12 protein-coding genes are annotated in these 16543 nt (G+C 76.4%); 5 read left to right on the top strand and 7 right to left on the bottom strand.

Features of this window, described 5'->3' with window-relative positions:
• Positions 1 to 6: 6 nt before the first annotated feature.
• The 5 genes from KSE_RS30865 to KSE_RS30845 all read right to left on the bottom strand — a co-directional run bounded on the left by KSE_RS30865 (position 7) and on the right by KSE_RS30845 (position 6102).
• A complete protein-coding gene (locus tag KSE_RS30865) occupies positions 7 to 408 on the bottom strand; it encodes a roadblock/LC7 domain-containing protein (protein ID WP_014139300.1) in 402 nt (133 codons plus the stop codon).
• Positions 405 to 2984 carry a sensor histidine kinase gene (locus tag KSE_RS30860; RefSeq protein WP_014139299.1) on the bottom strand — a complete coding sequence of 860 codons (2580 nt, stop codon included), beginning with the start codon at positions 2982 to 2984 and terminating at the stop codon, positions 405 to 407. The genes KSE_RS30865 and KSE_RS30860 overlap by 4 nt, the downstream gene beginning before the upstream one ends.
• A 62-nt stretch (positions 2985 to 3046) precedes the next feature.
• A complete protein-coding gene (locus KSE_RS30855) occupies positions 3047 to 3829 on the bottom strand; it encodes an MHYT domain-containing protein (protein WP_014139298.1) in 783 nt (260 codons plus the stop codon).
• Positions 3830 to 4107: 278 nt separating this feature from the next.
• Positions 4108 to 4614, bottom strand: coding sequence for a DUF2004 domain-containing protein (locus tag KSE_RS30850; protein WP_014139297.1), 507 nt, complete (start codon positions 4612 to 4614; stop codon positions 4108 to 4110).
• 117 nt (positions 4615 to 4731) lie between these two features.
• Positions 4732 to 6102, bottom strand: a complete 1371-nt coding sequence (locus tag KSE_RS30845) for a cytochrome P450 (RefSeq protein WP_014139296.1) — start codon at positions 6100 to 6102, stop codon at positions 4732 to 4734.
• A gap of 323 nt (positions 6103 to 6425) precedes the next feature.
• Here KSE_RS30845 and modA point away from each other — a divergent pair, with 323 nt between their 5' ends.
• The 5 genes from modA to KSE_RS30820 all read left to right on the top strand — a co-directional run bounded on the left by modA (position 6426) and on the right by KSE_RS30820 (position 13267).
• Positions 6426 to 7220, top strand: coding sequence for a molybdate ABC transporter substrate-binding protein (gene modA, locus KSE_RS30840; RefSeq protein WP_014139295.1), 795 nt, complete (start codon positions 6426 to 6428; stop codon positions 7218 to 7220).
• Positions 7217 to 8062 carry an ABC transporter permease gene (locus KSE_RS30835; protein ID WP_014139294.1) on the top strand — a complete coding sequence of 282 codons (846 nt, stop codon included), beginning with the start codon at positions 7217 to 7219 and terminating at the stop codon, positions 8060 to 8062. Before modA ends, KSE_RS30835 begins: the two co-directional genes overlap by 4 nt.
• Positions 8059 to 9168, top strand: a complete 1110-nt coding sequence (locus KSE_RS30830; protein ID WP_014139293.1) for an ABC transporter ATP-binding protein — start codon at positions 8059 to 8061, stop codon at positions 9166 to 9168. Before KSE_RS30835 ends, KSE_RS30830 begins: the two co-directional genes overlap by 4 nt.
• A gap of 192 nt (positions 9169 to 9360) precedes the next feature.
• A complete protein-coding gene (locus KSE_RS30825) occupies positions 9361 to 12081 on the top strand; it encodes an MXAN_6230/SCO0854 family RING domain-containing protein (RefSeq protein ID WP_014139292.1) in 2721 nt (906 codons plus the stop codon).
• Between the two features lie 205 nt (positions 12082 to 12286).
• Entirely contained in the window at positions 12287 to 13267 is a 981-nt protein-coding gene (locus KSE_RS30820; RefSeq protein WP_014139291.1) for a DMT family transporter, read from the top strand.
• Between the two features lie 55 nt (positions 13268 to 13322).
• Here KSE_RS30820 and KSE_RS38935 read toward each other — a convergent pair whose 3' ends face one another.
• Together KSE_RS38935 and KSE_RS30810 are read right to left on the bottom strand one after the other, a co-directional pair.
• Complete coding sequence (locus KSE_RS38935) at positions 13323 to 15974, bottom strand: tetratricopeptide repeat protein (RefSeq protein ID WP_014139290.1); 2652 nt, start codon at positions 15972 to 15974, stop codon at positions 13323 to 13325.
• Entirely contained in the window at positions 15967 to 16443 is a 477-nt protein-coding gene (locus tag KSE_RS30810; protein ID WP_014139289.1) for a CU044_2847 family protein, read from the bottom strand. The genes KSE_RS38935 and KSE_RS30810 overlap by 8 nt, the downstream gene beginning before the upstream one ends.
• Positions 16444 to 16543: the final 100 nt, after the last annotated feature.

Raw genomic sequence — 16543 nt, 5'->3', positions numbered from 1 at the left:
CCCCCTCTAGTAGCCGCGCGGGGCGGCGTGCAGGTGTTCGCCGACCCGGCGGACCAGCCGGGCCATCTCGTAGGCGATCAGGCCGAGATCGGCCTCGGGTTCGGCGAAGACGGCCAGGCAGGAGCCCTGTCCGGCGGCCGCGACGAACAGGTAGCCGCGCTCCAACTCGACCATGGTCTGCCGGACTTCGCCCGCCTCGAAGTGGCGTCCGGCGCCCTTGGCGAGGCTGTGGAAGCCGGAGGCGACGGCGGCCAGGTGTTCGGCGTCCTCGCGGCCGAGGCCGGTGGAGTTGCCCATCGGCAGGCCGTCGGCGGAGAGCATCACGGTGAACCTGACCCGGGCCGTCCGGGTGACCAACTCGTCGAGGAGCCAGTTCAGTTCACCGCTCTGGCGGCTGGTTCCGATCATCGGGCGCTCTCTCCTCGCTGGTGGGGTGACTGGTGGGGTGACTGGTGGGGTGACTGGTAGGGCCGGCCGGTGTCGTAGGGGGCCTCGTACGGGGTGTCGGGCTGCTGTCCGCGCTGCCAGCCGCGCTGGAAGGCGGTCATCGCGCTGCGGGCCTGCTCCGGGTCTCGGTCGGCGGGTTCGGCGGGGCGCAGCCCGGGGCGGGGCGGTTCGGGGGCGTCGCGCAGCTGCGGGGCGAGACTGGCCTGCCGTACCCGGCGCGGGAGTTCGTCCTCCTGCCGGGCGGGGACGGCGAGCGAGGGCAGCGCCTGGACGGGGGCCGGCCCGGCGATCGGCGTCGGCGGCTGGGCCGGGGCCGGGACGGCGGGGGCCAACGGTCGTGCGGTCGGCGGGAGTTCCGCTGGCTTGGACAACTGGCGTGCGGGGTGCGGGGGTTCGACGGCCGGCAGTGGCCTCGGGCGGGCCGCGGCTTCGGGTTCGGGTTCGGGTTCGGCCGGGAACTCCCGTTCTGCCGGCTGGGGTTCGCCGTCGCGCGGGTCGAGCAGGGCGAGCGGGAACAGCACGATCGCGGTGGTGCCGCCGTACGCGGAGGGGCGCAGCGAGACCTTGACGTCGTGGCGCTTGGCGAGGCGGCTGACCACGAACAGGCCGAGCCGGTCGCTGTCGAAGAGGTCGACCTGTTCGCTGGCGTCGATCCGCCGGTTGGCGTCGGCGAGGGCTTCGGGGCCCATGCCGAGGCCGCGGTCCTCGATCTCCAGGGCGTAGCCGTTGCCGACCGCCTCGCCGCGGATCTGGACCTTGGTGTGCGGGGGCGAGAACCCGGTGGCGTTCTCGACGAGTTCGGCGATCAGGTGGGTGAGGTCGGCGACGGCGGGGCCGGTGACGGCGGCGTACGGGAGGCGGTGGACGTCGACCCGGGCGTACTCCTCGACCTCGGCGACGGCGGCCCGGACCACGTCGGTGAGCGGGACGGGCTTGCGCCAGGCGCGGCCGGGGGCGGCGCCGGAGAGGATGATCAGGCCCTCGGCGTGGCGGCGCATCCGGGTGGTGAGGTGGTCGAGCCGGAACAGGTCGTCGAGCTCGGCCGGATCCTCGGTGCGGCGCTCCATGGCGTCCAGCAGGGTGAGTTGGCGGTGCACCAGGACCTGGCTGCGGCGGGCCAGGTTGACGAACACGCCGGAGACGCCGGAGAGCACCTCGGCGCGTTCGACGGCGGCGGTGACGGCGGCCCGCTGGACGCTGTCCAGGGCCTGGTGGACCTGGCCGATCTCGTCGCCACCGTGGTCGCGCGGCGGCACCTCGGCGTCCACGTCGACCTCCTCGCCGGCCCGCAACCGCCGCATGGTGGCCGGGAGTTTGCGGCCGGCGAGTTCGAGTGCGGAGTTGCGCAGGGCGTGCAGTTCGGCGACCAGGCCGCGGCCGATCTGGACCGAGATCAGCAGCGAGGCGAGCACCGCGACCAGGCCGAGCAGCACGGTCGCGCCGGAGGTGCTGAACAGGCCCAGCGCGTAAGGGTTCGCGCGTTCGGCGGCGGCCGCGCCGGCCTGCCGCTCCAGGTCGGCCAGGGCGTGCGCGGTGGCGTCGGCGGCGGCGGCCCAGCGGGTGTCGGGGACGGCGGCGAGGGCGGCGCGCGGGTCGGCGGCGGTCAGCAACTGCTCCTCGTAGCGGCGCAGTTCCTGGTAGTCGGGGCCGCCGGTGACGGCGGCCAGCGCGGTGCGGTCGGCGGGGCGCAGGTCGGCGGCGGCGGTCTGCTCGAACTGGGTGCGGGCGTAGCCGGCCTGGACGATCTGCCGGTACTGCGCCTCGGTGAGCCGGCCGTCGCGCTGGGCGGCGCGCAGCAGGGCGTCCTCCCGGGCGAGTTGCTCCCGGGAGCGGGCGAATTCGAGCAGCACCCGGGCGTCCGCGGCGACCCGGTGGTCCTGGAGGGCGGTGAGCGAGCCGCTGACCGCGAACGCCTCGTCGACGGCGGCGGTGTAGACGGCGTAGGCGTCCGGCCAGGGGACGGTGCGGTCCAGCAGCCGGGCGCGCAGCGCGGGGAGGGCGGCGACGGCGCGGCCGAGGACGTCGAGCCGGCCGGCCGCCTCGGGGCCGAGGCCCTCGGCGTCGGCGCGGTTGTAGTCGGGGGCGAGGATCAGCGGGGCGGCGGCCCGGTCGGTCTGCTGGGCGGCGGTGCGCAGCGCGGCCTCCTGGTCGGCGCCGGGGGCGGCCGACAGCTGTCCGGCGGCGGCCCGTTCGGCCTGCAGGGCGGTGACGGTGCGGTCCAGCGGGGTGCGCAGGCTCGCGTCGACGCCCTTGATCCGCAGCAGGTCCCAGACGTCCCCGGCGGCGGTGACGCTGGCGAACGCCCAGAGCGCCATCACGGACACCACGGGCACCATCAGCACCGCGACGATCCGGGCCCGGACGGTGCGCGGGCGCAGGCCGACCCGGTCGGCGGCGGGGACGGCCGGCGGCGTCTCGTCGGCGGGCGGCCCGGCGTGGGCGCCGCGCCGGGGCGCGCCGGGCCGGCTGCGGGCCGGGCCGCGCGGGGGGCTGGGGGCGGGCGGTCCGCTGCGGGAGGTGCCTCGGCTTGCGCGCATGGGTGTGGCGGCCTTTCGGGCTACGGGTCTCGTCGGGGCGGGGGGAACCGGCCGTACGCGGCTCAGGCGGCGCGGCCGAGGTCCTCTACGGCGAGTTCGCCGGCCTCGCGGTAGGCGGCGCGCTCCTGGGCGGTCGGGGAGAGCGCGACGAAGGCGGAGGTGAGGAATAGGAAGGAGCCGAGCCCGACGGCGAGCGGGAAGACGAACTGCATGGGGGTGGCCCCGCCGAGGCCGGTGCGGGCGGGTTGCATGTGGACGTGGACGGCGGCCATCCCGACGTAGTGCATGCAGCTGACCGCGATGCCCATCACCAGCGAGGCCGCCGCGGCGGCGTACACGTTGCGGATGGTGACGGCGGCCCAGAGCGCGGCGGTGGCGGCGCCGACGGCGATCAGCACGGACAGCGCCACGGTGCCGGCCTGGTAGCGCAGTTCGCCGTGGATCCGGACCGCCGACATGCCGAGGTAGTGCATCGCGGCGACGCCGACGCCGGTGGTGAGGCCGCCGAGCAGCAGGCTGCGGCCGCGGTGCCGGCCGTAGCCGACCACGAAGACGCCGAGTCCGACGACGGCGATCGCGACCAGCAGGCTGAGGATCGTCAGCGGGACGTCGTAGCGCAGGTCGGTGCCGTCGACGGTGAAGCCGAACATCGCGACGAAGTGCATCGTCCAGATGCCGGAGCCGATCGCGGCGGCGGCGGTGAGCAGCCAGTTGCGCCGGGAGGCGCCGGTCGCGGAGAGCGCCCGCAGGGTACATCGCAGGCCGAGGGCGGCGCCGACGCACGCCATCACGTAGGACAGCGTCGGCGTGAGCCCGCCGAAGCTGAAGTGGTCCATCGATCCCATCGGGTGCCTCCCGCCTTTCGCGAGAGGTGTCCGCCACTCGCCCGAGCCCCTGTGGTCCAGGGACCGTGGACGCTACCCAGGGTTGACGGATGGTCACCAGAAGATGTGAAAAGCACCACGGAGTGCGGGGGTTCTGTGCTCGAATAGCCGGACGGCGTGTGCCCTCCCGCACCCCGCGCGCCCCCTCCCCCGCCCTTGCGCCCCGCCCGGCGGCCACCCCCGCGCTCCCCCGGTGTCCCGCCCCCGCGCTCCCCCGGCGCGCCGGGCCCGGGCGGGGGTCAGCTCTCCCAGTCGACGGCGGTGACCGTGCCGTCGGCGGTGGCCCGGACGGCCAGGATCTGGTCGCTGAGCGCGGGTTCGAAGACGTAGTCCAGGACGATCGGCGGCCCGTCGGCCAGGCCGGCCGGCCAGAGGCCGATGGTGCGCAGGCGCAGGGCGGCCAGGAAGGCGTCCACGCCGACCTGGCCGTCCGCCGCCCGTTCGAGCAGGTGGCGGACCGCCGGGCTGTCGGGGAGTTCCTCGACGTGGTGGTCGATGAAGAGGCGGTCGGCCAGCAGGTACGTCCGGAGGGCGGCGCGGGCGGCCGCGTCGAGGGCCGCCGGGTCGGCGAGGCGGGCGGCGAGCGCGTCGAGTTCGGCGGTGTCCGGGCCCGGCCCGGGGCCGGCCCACAGCAGCAGCCCGACCTCGTCCGCGCCGAGTCGGGCGGTGCCCGTCCAGACGGCGTCCGGTTCGCCGGTCGCGCCGGTCTCCAGCCGCCCGAAGTGGGGGTGTTCGATGGTCGCCATCCGTGCCGCTCCGCTCCGCCGCTGCCGCTGTCGCCCGCTGTCGCCCGTTGTCGGCGCCACCGTAGCGGGGCGGTCGGACAGCGCCCGCCGCCCCGCCGTCCGGCCGCCGGACAGGGCCTAGCGCGGAGTGAGCTTGACCCGGACCGGGCCGCGGACCTCCAGGGTGATGCCCTGTCCGAGCGGGACGTCGGTGTCGACCGCTGTGACCTCGAACTCGCGCAGCAGCACGGCCAGCGCGAGCACGGCCTCCAGCATCGAGAAGTGCTGGCCGATGCAGGCGCGCGGTCCGCCGCCGAACGGGAACCAGGCGTAGCGGTGCCGGGCGGCCTCGCGTTCGGGGGTGAAGCGCTCGGGGTCGAAGCGCTCCGGGTCCTCCCAGTGTCCGGGGTGGCGGTGGGTGACGTACGGGACGACCAGGACGTCCGCGCCGGCCGGGATGTCGACGCCGCCGATCGTGGTGCCGGCGACGGCCCGCCGGCCGACCGAGGGGGCGGCCGGGTAGAGCCGCATGGTCTCCTTCAGCACCTGGGTGAGGTAGGGGAGTTCGGCGTAGTCGGCGGCGGTGGGGCGGCGGCCGTCGGCGAGCAGGGCGGCGGCCTCGCGGTGGGCGCGGGCCTGCTGTTCGGGGTGTGTGCCGAGCAGGTGCAGGGCGAAGGTGAGCGAGGTGGCGGTGGTCTCGTGGCCGGCCAGCAGGAAGATCAGCACCTGCTCGCGCAGTTCGGTGGCGTCCAGTTGTTCGCCGTCCTCGCCGCGGGCGGCGGCGAGCAGGCCGAGCAGGTCGTCGCCGCCGCTGCCCTCGGGGTCTTCGCCGCCGGTGGCGGTGCGGCGGGCGATGATCGCGTCGCACACCTCGTACAGGGCCTTCTCGGCGGCGAGTGCCTTGCGGTGCGAGGGCAGCGGCCACTGCCGGGGCAGCCGGAGCGGGGAGAAGCCGCGGTCGCGGACGAAGCCGTTCAGGACCGGGAAGGCGTGGTGGACGGTCTCGACGGCCTCCTCGACGTCCTGGCCGAACAGGATCCGGGAGACGGTGCGCAGCGCGAAGCGGTTCATCTCCTCGGCGAGGTCGACGGTGCCGTCGGGGGCGTCGGCCCAGCGGGCGGCCAGCGCGTCGGTCTCGGTGGCGATCGCGTCGGCGTAGTGGTCGACCCGTTTGCGGGTGAACAGCGGCTGGACGAGGCGGCGCTGGCGCAGGTAGTCGGCGTCCTGGGCGGTGAGCAGGCCGTTGCCGAAGCTGGCCCGGATCTCGCCGTAGAAGACGTTGTCCTTGCGGAAGTTGGCGGATTCGGTGGCGAGCACCTGCTGGGCGCCCTCGGGCGAGAAGACCATCCAGAGCTCGGCGCGCAGGCCGGGCGGGCCGGCCTGGACCCGGATCACGTCGCCGTGGTCGCGGCGGGCGGCGAGGTAGGTGCCGAGCGGGTCGCGCTTGAGGTCGAGCAGCGAGCCGATCAGCGGCAGTCCGGCGGGTCCGGGTACGCGGGTGTCGGGCATGGGGTCCCCTCCTTCGGCGGGCGAACGGCCCTGGCGGGGCGGTTCGCTGAAACCGCGTCAGTATCCCCCGGTGGGGAACGGGAGTACGAGTGGGCGTTCCGGTTCGTCTGGTTCGTCCGGTTCGACCGGTTCGACCGGAACCGGCCCCTTGAGGCATTGCACATGCAACCCTTAAGTTCCTCTTAAGGTCGCTTGTGCGATGAGACAGCAGTCTTGAGCCCCGCAGCTGCGGCACTATGATCACCTGACCGCACCCTCAGCCGTCCGCCACTCCTCCACCCGCCAGCGCCCGCCAGCGCCCACACGACCAGGGGAAACCATCCATGCGCAGCGCCAGACGACTCCTCGCCGCCTCCGCCGTCCTCGCCCTCGCGGTCGGCCTGACCGCGTGCACCAGCTCCGGCGGCGGATCGGCCTCGGTCAACCCGGCGCCGTCCCGGCCCGAGGTGAAGGGCACCGTGACGGTGTTCGCCGCGGCCTCGCTGAAGGAGTCCTTCACCGAGCTCGGCAAGCGCTTCGAGACGGCCTACCCCGGCACCAGCATCACCTTCAACTTCGGCGGCTCCTCGGCGCTCGCCCAGAACATCGTCTCCGGCGCGCCGGTCGACGTGTTCGCCGCGGCCAGCCCGGCCACCATGAAGACCGTCACCGACGCCAAGCTGACCGGCGGCGACCCGACCGTCTTCGCCCGCAACACGCTGGAGATCGCGGTCGCCAAGGGCAACCCGAAGAACATCGCCGGCCTGAAGGACCTCAAGGGCGTCAAGACCGCGCTGTGTGCCAAGGAGGTGCCGTGCGGCGCCGCCGCCGTCACCACGCTCCAGGCGGCCGGCGTGGAGCTCACCCCGGTCACCTACGAGCAGGACGTCAAGGGCGCCCTGACCAAGGTCGAACTGGGCGAGGTCGACGCGTCGCTGGTCTACCAGACCGACGTCAAGGCCGGATCCGGCAAGATCGAGGGCGTGAACTTCCCCGAGGCCGCCAAGGCCGTCAACGACTACCAGATCGCGCCGCTCGCCAAGGCCCCGAACGCCAACGGCGCGGCCGCGTTCCTCGGCTACCTGAGCTCCGCGGACGCCCGCCGGGTGCTCACCGACGCCGGCTTCCAGGCACCGTGACAGCGGTAGACCCCGGTACCACCCCCGCACCACACCCCCGGGGCCGGCGGCGGCCCCGGGGGGCCGGGCGGATCCCGGCCGCGCTGCTGCTGCCCGCCCTGCTCGGACTCGCCTTCCTGGTCCTGCCGCTGCTCGGGCTGCTGGTCCGGGCGCCGTGGAGCGCGCTGCCCGCGCTGCTGACCGGCCCCGAGGCGTGGCAGGCGCTCAAGCTCTCGCTGCTCTCGGCGACCCTGGCCACCGGCGTCTCGCTGCTGCTCGGCGTGCCGCTGGCCTGGCTGCTGGCCCGCACCGAGTTCCCCGGCCGCCGCCTGGTCCGCGCCCTGGTCACCCTGCCGCTGGTGCTGCCCCCGGTGGTCGGCGGCGTGGCCCTGCTGCTGGTGCTCGGCCGCAACGGCATCGTCGGCCGCTGGCTGGACGCCTGGACCGGCCTGACCCTCCCGTTCACCACCACCGGCGTGGTGGTCGCCGAGGCGTTCGTCGCGATGCCGTTCCTGGTGGTCAGCGTCGAGGGCGCGCTGCGCGCCGCCGACCCCCGCTACGAGGAGGCCGCCGCCACCCTGGGCGCCTCCCGGCTGACCGCCTTCCGCCGGGTCACCCTGCCGCTGGTCGCCCCCGGCATCGGCGCCGGCGCCGTGCTGGCCTGGGCCCGGGCGCTCGGCGAGTTCGGCGCGACCATCACCTTCGCCGGCAACTTCCCCGGCCGGACCCAGACCATGCCGCTGGCGGTCTACCTGGCCATGGAGTCCGACCCGGAGGCCGCGATCGCGCTCAGCCTGATCCTGCTCACCGTCTCCGTCGCCGTCCTCGCCGGGCTGCGCGACCGCTGGATGTCCACCCCGTGAAGCCTGCCGAGAACCCCGCCGAGAACGCCCCGGACGCCCCGGACGGCCGCTCCCCCGCCCTGGACGCCCGGCTGACCGTCGCCCGGGGCGCGTTCACCCTGGACGTGCCGCTGACCGCCGACCCCGGCGAGGTGCTGGCGCTGCTCGGCCCGAACGGCGCCGGCAAGTCGACGGCGCTGCGCGCGCTGGCCGGGCTGCTGCCGCTCACCGCCGGGCACCTGCGGCTGGACGGCGCCCCGCTGGACTCCCCCGCGGACGGCGTGTTCCGGCCCGCCGAGCAGCGGCCGATCGGCGTGGTCTTCCAGGACTACCTGCTCTTCCCGCACCTGTCCGCGCTCGACAACGTCGCCTTCGGGCCGCGCTCGCGCGGCCTGCGCCGGGCCGCCGCCCGGGCCGAGGCGCTGCCCTGGCTGGAGCGGATGGGCCTGGCCGAGCACGCCGGACGCCGCCCCGCGAAGCTCTCCGGCGGCCAGCAGCAGCGGGTCGCGCTGGCCCGGGCGCTGGCCGTCCGGCCCCGGCTGCTGCTGCTGGACGAGCCGCTGGCCGCGCTGGACGCCCGCACCCGGCTCGACGTGCGGGCCGAACTCCGGCGTCACCTGGCCGAGTTCGAGGCCGTCGCGGTGCTGGTCACGCACGACCCGCTGGACGCCATGGTGCTCGCCGACCGGCTCGTCGTGATCGAGGGCGGCCGGGTCGTGCAGAGCGGCCGCCCCGCCGAGGTGGCCCGGCACCCGCGCACCGACTACATCGCCCGGCTGGTCGGCCTCAACCTCTACCAGGGCACCGCCGACGGCCGGCGGGTCACCCTCCCCGAGGGCCAGGTGCTGGCCACCGACGAGGACCTGACCGGCCCCGCGTTCGTCGCCTTCCCGCCCGACGCGGTCACCCTGCACCGGCACCGCCCCGAGACCAGCGCCCGCAACCTCTTCCCCTGCACCGTCGCCGGCCTCGACCTGCACGGCGACCGCTTCCGGGTCGACCTCACCGGCCCCCTCCCGCTCGCCGCCGACCTCACCCCCACCGCCGCCGCCGACCTCGACCTCACCCCCGGCACCCGGGTCTGGGCCGCCGTCAAGGCCACCCAGACCCACGCCTACCCGGCCTGACCGGCCCGCGCGCCGACCCGGGCGGGCGGGTTGAGCGGGTTAATTCGCTGGCGGGCGCGGCGGGTTGCTCCTAGGGTGGCGGTCGCGGGCGGCTCCGCGGCGTGCTTCCTTCTCCCTTTTCCGAAAAGAACCAGCGCGCCCCCTCTCCGCCCGCTCCTTCGTCTTCCGCCTCCCCCTGGGGGTCCTCTCCGCATGCCCCGAGCCCTCCCGGTGAAGTTCGACGTCCGCGTCGACCTCGACCTCGGCTCCTTCCTGCTCCGCCGCCGCACCGCCGTCGCGGTGGATCCGGCCGAGCTGCTGCCCGCCGCCGATCCGTGGAGCCTGCGCGGGCTGACCGCGCTGGACGCCGACCTGGCGGCCCGCGGTTACCTGCTGACCGTCGAGCTGCGGGCCGCGCTGGCCCGTTCGGCGCCGTTGCGGCTGGCCGCCGTCGGCGGCGCGCTGCTCGGCCGGATCGACCACCTGCTGGGCACCGACCGCGAGCACACCCCGCTGTTCCGCCGCTTCCCGGACGCGGTGCCGGAGGTCGCGCACCTCCACCACAACCGCCGGATGCGGGCGTTCCTGCGCGGCCAGCCGCACCAGCCGTGCGCGCGCTGCGGCCGGCGCGGCGCGGAGGTCGGGATCGGCCTGCTCGCCCCGTGCGCGCACCTGCTCTGCCCGGACTGCCTGGAGGCACAGGACGGCCCGCCGCACTGCCCGTCCTGCGGGGAGCGGCTGGCCGTCCACCCGTTCCTGTTCGGCGGCAGGCGCAAGGCCGCGCGCGAGCAGGCCCCGCCGCGCAAGGGCGATCCGCAGCCGCGCGAGCCGCGCGGCTCGCTGCTGAAGCCGCTGCGGCTGCTCGCCCAGGACGAGACCGCGGCCGCGCTGGACGAGCTGACCGGCCTGCTGACCCGCCGGACGGCGCTGAACCCGCAGGACCGCGACGACCTGGCCACCCTGCTGGCACACGCCCCCGCCGAGCTGGCGGCGCTGCTGCCGGCGGAGATCCCGGTCCGCGAGACCAAGGCCGTGGTGCTGGCCGAACTGCTGCGCCGCGAAGGCGTGTTGTCGCTGCCGGTGCTGGCCGAGCGGATCACCACCGCGACCGACGTGCTGCGCCTGCTGTGGGCGCACTCCGACGCCGAGCCGGACCTGCTGCCGGCCACCGCCCGCCGGCTGCGGCTGCGCGGCCTGTCCCGGCCGCTGCGCCGCGGGCTGCTGGGCGTGCTGGACGGGCTGCCGACCGCCTCGCTGGCCGAGGACCTCCGCCGCCACCGCGAACCCTGGCTGCGCGCGGGCGAGTTGCTGCACCCGTTCGAGTACCGCGGCCGGTTCCCGGCCGCGGCGGCCGCGTTCGCGCTGCTGCGCGGCACCGACCTGGACGCCGTCTCCCCCGCGTTCGCCGAACCGCCCGCGCCGCTGCGGGTGGAGACCGTCGACGGGCGCCGCCGGCTCGCGCACACCGGCTTCGCCGCCCGGGTCGAGGGCCTGCTCGCGGTCGGCGACACCTCCGGCGCGCTGGCCGAACTCGCCCACCGACCGGGAGAGTTGGTGCGCCGCCTGCACCACCTGCTGCGGGTGCACGAGATCATGGCGCCGGGCACGCCGCCGCCCGCCGAGCTGTCGGCGGTGCTGGCCCGGGCGCTGCCCCGGGTCGGTCCCGGCCCGCTGCTCGGCGCGTACGGCCGACTGCGCGGGCCGCGCGCCGCGGGCGAGCGCCGGCTGTACTTCCCGCGCGGGCTGGTCTCGCTGGCGCACGGCCGGGCGGACCACGGCACCGCCGTCCCGGCCCGCTCCAGCGCCCCGGTGGTCGCCGCGATCGAGGCCGAGCTGCTCCGCCGGTCCGCCGCGACGCTCCCCGAGCGTCCCGAAGTCGCGCTGCTGGACGAGGCGTTGACCGGCATGTCGGTGCCGTTCGCGGAGCGCTCGGCGGCCCGCGCGCTGGTGTCGGTGCCGCGCGGCAGCCGGCTGCCGCTGCCGCCGGGCGAGCGGCTGCGGCTGTTCCTGCACTGGACGCAGCCGCACCACCAGCGCGTCGACCTGGACCTGTCGGTGGCCCTGTACGACGAGGAGTGGCGGCTGCGCGGCCGCTGCGACTACACCCGGCTGCTGTTCGGGCGGCGCGCCGCCGTGCACTCGGGGGACTACGTGGCGGCGCCGCCGCCGAAGGGCGCCAGCGAGTTCGTCGACCTGGACTTCGCCGCGCTGCGCGCCGCCGGGGCCCGGTACGCGGTGATGGTGGTGTTCAGCTACAACGACATCCCGTTCGACCGGCTGCCGGAGGCGTTCACCGGCTTCGCCGAGCTCGACGGCGCCGATGCCGGCACCCGGCCGGACGGACGCCCGGACGGGCGGCCGCTGTCGGCCCGCGCCGTCCGCCAGCGGATGGACCTGACCGGCGACGCCAAGGTGTCCGTCCCGCTGATCATCGACCTGGCCGACCGCCGGTTCACCTGGACCGACCTCAACACCGCGGCCAGTGGCGGCCACCACAGCGTCGCCCGGCACCACGACGCGCTCGCCGAGCTGTGCTCCGACGTGCTCGACCACTTCTCCCCCGAGCGGCGCGCCACCCTGTGGGACGTCGCCTGCGCCCGGGCCGCCCACGCCACCGGCGAGGTGCTGGTGCGCGGCCTGGACGGCACCGTCCGCCGCTGGCGGCGCGAACCGGCCGAGGAGACCGGCGAGTTCGCCGACCGGCTGCGCCTGCGGCACGCCCCGGACGGGCCGCCGGTCACCGAACCGCTGCCCGCCCTGCTCGCCGGACGGCCCGCCTTCCTCGCCCTGCTGGACGCCGACCTGCCCGCCTCGGCGGGCCTGCGCGGCGAGCTGTACCGGCTGCACCCCGGCCCGCTGGACGCCGCACCGGACGCCCTGCGCCGCCTCACCGCCCCCGACCTGGTCGCCACCCTGGCACCGACCGGCCGGTGAACCCCCGGCGGTCCCGCACGGCGGTCCCGTACAGTGGCGGGCATGCATCGCGGCGTCCTGCCCCCTCCCGCCCGCTGAGCGGGCGGCCGGCCACTTCCTGAGCCCGTCCGGGCCCCTCCCCCTCCGTGGGCGGGTGTTCCCGGGCCGGTCGGTGCTGCCCGCTTCCGTGGCCCACCGACCATCACGGCTTTCCGGGAGTCCCGCGTTGTCCCTCTTTCCTTCCTCCGCCCTGCCCGCGCGGCGGGGCCTGCTGTACGTCGCCCTCGCCGCCACCGCCTGGGGCACCGCCGGAGCGGCGGCCGCGCTGCTGTTCCGGCACAGCGGCCTGGGGCCGCTCGCGTTGACGTTCTGGCGTTCGCTGGGCGGTGCGGCGGTGCTGCTGGCGCTGCGCCCGTTCACCGGCCGGGGGCGGTCGGCGGCGCGGTCGGCGGCCCGGGCGGCGGCGCGTCCGGCGGTGGCGCGTCCGGCGGTGGGCCGGATCCTGCTGAACGGCCTCGGGCTGACGCTGTTCCAGGCCGCGTACTTCCTGGCCGTCCGGGACGCGGGGCTGGCGGTGGCGACCGTGGTGACGCTCGGGTCGGCGCCGGTGCTGGTGGCGTTCGGCGGGCGGCTGCTGACGGGTGAGCGGCTGGGCCGGGCCGGGCTGGCGGCGGTGGCCGGGGCGGTGCTCGGCCTGGGCGTGCTGGTGCTGGGCGGTGCCGGCGGCACCGACGGCCCGGCCGGCCGGGCCGGGTTCGAACCGGCGGGCCTGGCCTGGGCGTTGGCCTCGGCGGCGGGCTACGCGGCGATCACCGTGGCCACCCGGCACCGGGCCGCCCGCACCGGGGCGGTCGACGACCCGGCGGCCACCACGCTGTGGTCGTTCGGAGTCTGCGCGGCCTGCCTGTTCCCGTTCGCGCTGGCCGAGGGCCCGCTGCCGGCCGCCGGCTCGCTGCCCTCGACGCTGCTGCTGCTCGGCTACCTGGCCACCGTGCCGACCGCCCTCGCGTACGCCCTGTACTTCGCGGGCGCGGCGGTGATCCGGGCCGCGACGGCCTCGGTGGTAGCGCTGATCGAACCGCTCAGCGCCACCGTGCTCGCGGCCGCCGTCCTGGACGAGCCGCTCACCCCGGCGGCCGTGCTGGGGACGGCGGTGCTGCTGCTCTCGGTGACGGCCCTGGCCCGCGCGGAACTCCGCGCGGGCTGAGCCGCGTACGGCCCCGGGCGCGCGCCGCCCGGGGCCGGCTCGGATCGGGACCGGCTCAGATCGGCTGGGGTTCGAAGTCCCAGTAGGGCCGGTCCCGGCGGCGGACCGCGACGGTGTGCGGGTGTTCGGGGCCGAGGACGCGGGAGAGCCGGGCCAGGACCTCGGTCTCGACCCGGGCGGCCTCGTCGGCTTCGCGGACCAGCCGCAGGTCCATCGCGAGGGCGGCCTGGCCGGAGAAGGTGAGGGGGTGTTCGGGGCCGAGGGCGGCGGTGCTGCGGGCCAGGGTGTCGCGGCTGAGGGCGAGGGCGGCCTCGTCGTCGCCGGCGAGCTGGCGGGCGGCGGAGAGGTTGAGGGCGCAGCCGAGCGTCCAGGGGTGGTCGGGTCCGACGGCGGCGGCCATGCCCTCCCAGGCTTCGGTGGCGATCCGCAGGGCGGTGTGCCGTTCGCCGTAGACCTGGTGGAGCAGGGCGAGGTTGCCGCGGGTGCCGACGGTGTAGGGGTGGGCGGGGCCGACCAGGTCGTGGTACTGGTCGGTGACGGCCTGGGAGAGTTCGGCGGCGGCGGTGAGGTCGCCGCGCTGGCGCAGGAAGGTCGCCCAGTCGGCCTGCACCAGGATGGTGTCGGGGCTGCCGGGGCCGTGCAGTTGGAGCGAGGAGTTGACCACGGCGCGCATCAGCTGGGCGCCGCCGGCCAGGTCGCCGCTGCGGCGCATGCACTGGGCGAGGTTGTGTTCGGCGGCGAGCGTGGCGGGGTTGCCCTGGCCGAGGATCTGGCGGTGCTGGCGGGCGTTCAGCTCCTGCCGGGACTGCGCCTCGGGGTAGCGGCCGATCAGCCGCAGGATCCGGGCGTAGAGCAGCCCGCTCTGCAGGGTCTGGTGGTGGCCGCGGGGCAGCAGCCGTTCGCGGACGGCGAGCACCTCGCCGTGCACGGTGAGCGCGTCCTGGTAGCGGCCGAGCAGGCTGAGCGCGAGGCCGTAGTTGCCGCGGGCCTGGAGGGTGGTGGGGTCCTCGGGGCCGAGGACGGCGCTGTACTGCTGCCAGACGCTCTCGTACAGCTCGTGGGCCTCGTCGAGTTCGGCGAGGGCCATCAGGGTGCCGCCGAGACCGTTGCGGGCCTGGAGCAGGTCGGTGTCGGCCTCGACCGGGCGGGGCGCGAGGCGGCGCGCGGTGGCGAGCCGCTGCCACTGGTGCGCCCGGAGCGCCGGATCGTCGCCGGGCGCGCCGGCGGGCGGGCGGTGGCGCAGCACCACCTCGCGCTCGGTGCCCAGCCGGCCGCTGCCGGCCCGCCAGGCGTGCGCCGGGGCGAGCAGTTCGGCCATCGGCGCGGCGACCTCGACCCGGGCCCGCGCCTCCCGGCCGTCCGGCTGCGGCCCGTCGGCGTCGAGCAGGACGTCGCGCAGCTGGTCGCGGACCTCGCCGACCGCCTCCGGCAGGCTGAGCCGGCCGCCGCGGCCCGGGTCGTCCCCGCCCTGCCGGGCCGGGCGCCACTCGCCCTCGCCGAAGCCGTGGCTGATGCTCCACCGGTAGGCGCGCTCCTGCCGGCCGTAGCCGAGCAGCGGCGTGAACTCCAGCAGGACGGACTCCGGGCGGCGGCGGGCGTGTTCGAGCTCCGGCCGCTCGGCGAGGGCGACCTCCCGGCGGCGGACCGAGACCCAGCTGGCCAGCCCGGTCACCGTCTCGCGGACGGCCGGGTCGGGGCCGCGGGAGAGCTCGGCCACCACCGCGAGCAGGAACCGCAGGTGGTGGGCCTCGCTGTCGCCGAGCCGGACGTAGCCGTCGCGCCAGGTCAGCAGCGGGACGGGCCAGTCGTCGGCCGGGCGGGCGGCCACGTTCGGCATCAGCTGGCCGACCACCTCGGGCCGGGCGGGGGCGGGCAGCCGGGACAGCCAGTCGAGTTCGGCCAGCCGGTCCAGCGGCGTCCAGCTGCCGCGCTGGCGGGGCAGCCGGCGCCGGACGTCGGTCCAGCTGGCGGAGGTGCGTCCGGGGCGGTCCTGGTGGCGGACGTGCCAGACGTCGTGCCGGCGCAGCAGCTCGCGTCCGGGCTGCGGGCCCAGGTCCGGCGCGCCGGGCCGGTGGTGGCGGGCGGCCAGCTCGTGCACTGCGCCGACCGGGACCACCAGGCCCAGCTCGTCGCCGTCCCGGGCCCGGACCAGGCCGACCACCTCGCCGCGGTCCTCGTCCACCAGCGGGCCGCCCGAGTAGCCCTTGCGCAGCCGGCTGACCGCCGCCACCTGGAGGTAGCGGCCGTCCTGCCCGGTGACCCGGCAACTGGAGTCGACCGGCGTGAAGCCCTCCCCGGCCGCGCCGCCCGGCTGGTAGCCGTACAGGTGGGCGTTCTCGCACAGCAGCGGCTCCCGCTCGCCCAGCCAGGCCACCGGCTGCGCCTCCGGCCGCTCCGGCCCCTCCGGCAGCGCGACCAGCGCCAGGTCGGGCGCCCGCCCGTCCCTGAACTCCTCGACCAGGTACGCGAGTCGGCCGCGCAGCAGCCGCCCGCCGAGCTGGACGCCGACCGTCTCGCCCTCGGCCGTGCCGCGCCGCTCGCCCCCGGCCGAGACGAACAGGTGCGCGCAGGTCAGCACCCAGCCGGGCGCGACCAGCACCCCGCTCCCCCACAGCCGCGGGGCCCGGGCGCCGGGCGGGTCGCCGATGCCGACGGTGGCCGACTTCGCCAGCAGGATCAGCTCGTCGGACGCGGGCCACTCACTCACTGGCCACCGGCGGCCGGGGCTCCTGGTCCTGGTCTTGGTCCTGGTCCTGGTCCTGGTCCTGGTCCTGGTCCTGGTCCGCTATCGCCGCTGCCGCTGCCGTGCCCGCCTCCGCCCCGGACTCCGACGCCGCCGCCCCGTCCCGCCGCCAGGTCAGGGTGACCGACAGGTTCGCGCCGACGCTGCCGTCCGCGAGCAGCGCCACCGCCTTGCCCGGCCGGGCCGCGACGTTGACCCCGAAGGTGACGCCCCACTCGTCCGGGGCGACCCGCGCCGCCGCGTCCCGCACCCAGCGGGCCACGCCGGTCACCACCTCGTCCAGCCCCTCGACCCGGGCGGCCACCGCGTCCCAGGCGCCGACCTCCTCCCACTCCTCGGGGCGCCCGCCCCCGACCTCGGGCGGCAGTTCGCTGACGCCGACCCAGATCTCGGTCCCGTCGTCCAGCCGGACCTGCTGGAATCTCGCGCTCACGGCTCCCCCTGCCCTGGCCGTCGCCGGCCGGTGGTCGGTGCGGCGTTCGCACACTCACCCATCCCTACCCCGTATTCGGTCAGATTAGGTCAACTCCGCT

The sequence above is a fragment of the Kitasatospora setae KM-6054 genome (genome assembly GCF_000269985.1).
Classification (GTDB): Bacteria; Actinomycetota; Actinomycetes; order Streptomycetales; family Streptomycetaceae; genus Kitasatospora; species Kitasatospora setae.
This window is presented reverse-complemented; position numbering and strand designations above follow the sequence as displayed.

What these genes read in the sequence shown, in the direction of transcription:
- KSE_RS30860 (WP_014139299.1), bottom strand. Translation starts at nt 2,984, where the DNA reads ATGCGCGCAAGCCGAGGCACCTCCCGCAGCGGACCGCCCGCCCCCAGC.
- modA (WP_014139295.1), top strand. Translation starts at nt 6,426, where the DNA reads ATGCGCAGCGCCAGACGACTCCTCGCCGCCTCCGCCGTCCTCGCCCTC.
- KSE_RS30825 (WP_014139292.1), top strand. Translation starts at nt 9,361, where the DNA reads ATGCCCCGAGCCCTCCCGGTGAAGTTCGACGTCCGCGTCGACCTCGAC.
- KSE_RS30865 (WP_014139300.1), bottom strand. Translation starts at nt 408, where the DNA reads ATGATCGGAACCAGCCGCCAGAGCGGTGAACTGAACTGGCTCCTCGAC.
- KSE_RS30845 (WP_014139296.1), bottom strand. Translation starts at nt 6,102, where the DNA reads ATGCCCGACACCCGCGTACCCGGACCCGCCGGACTGCCGCTGATCGGC.
- KSE_RS30850 (WP_014139297.1), bottom strand. Translation starts at nt 4,614, where the DNA reads ATGGCGACCATCGAACACCCCCACTTCGGGCGGCTGGAGACCGGCGCG.
- KSE_RS30855 (WP_014139298.1), bottom strand. Translation starts at nt 3,829, where the DNA reads ATGGGATCGATGGACCACTTCAGCTTCGGCGGGCTCACGCCGACGCTG.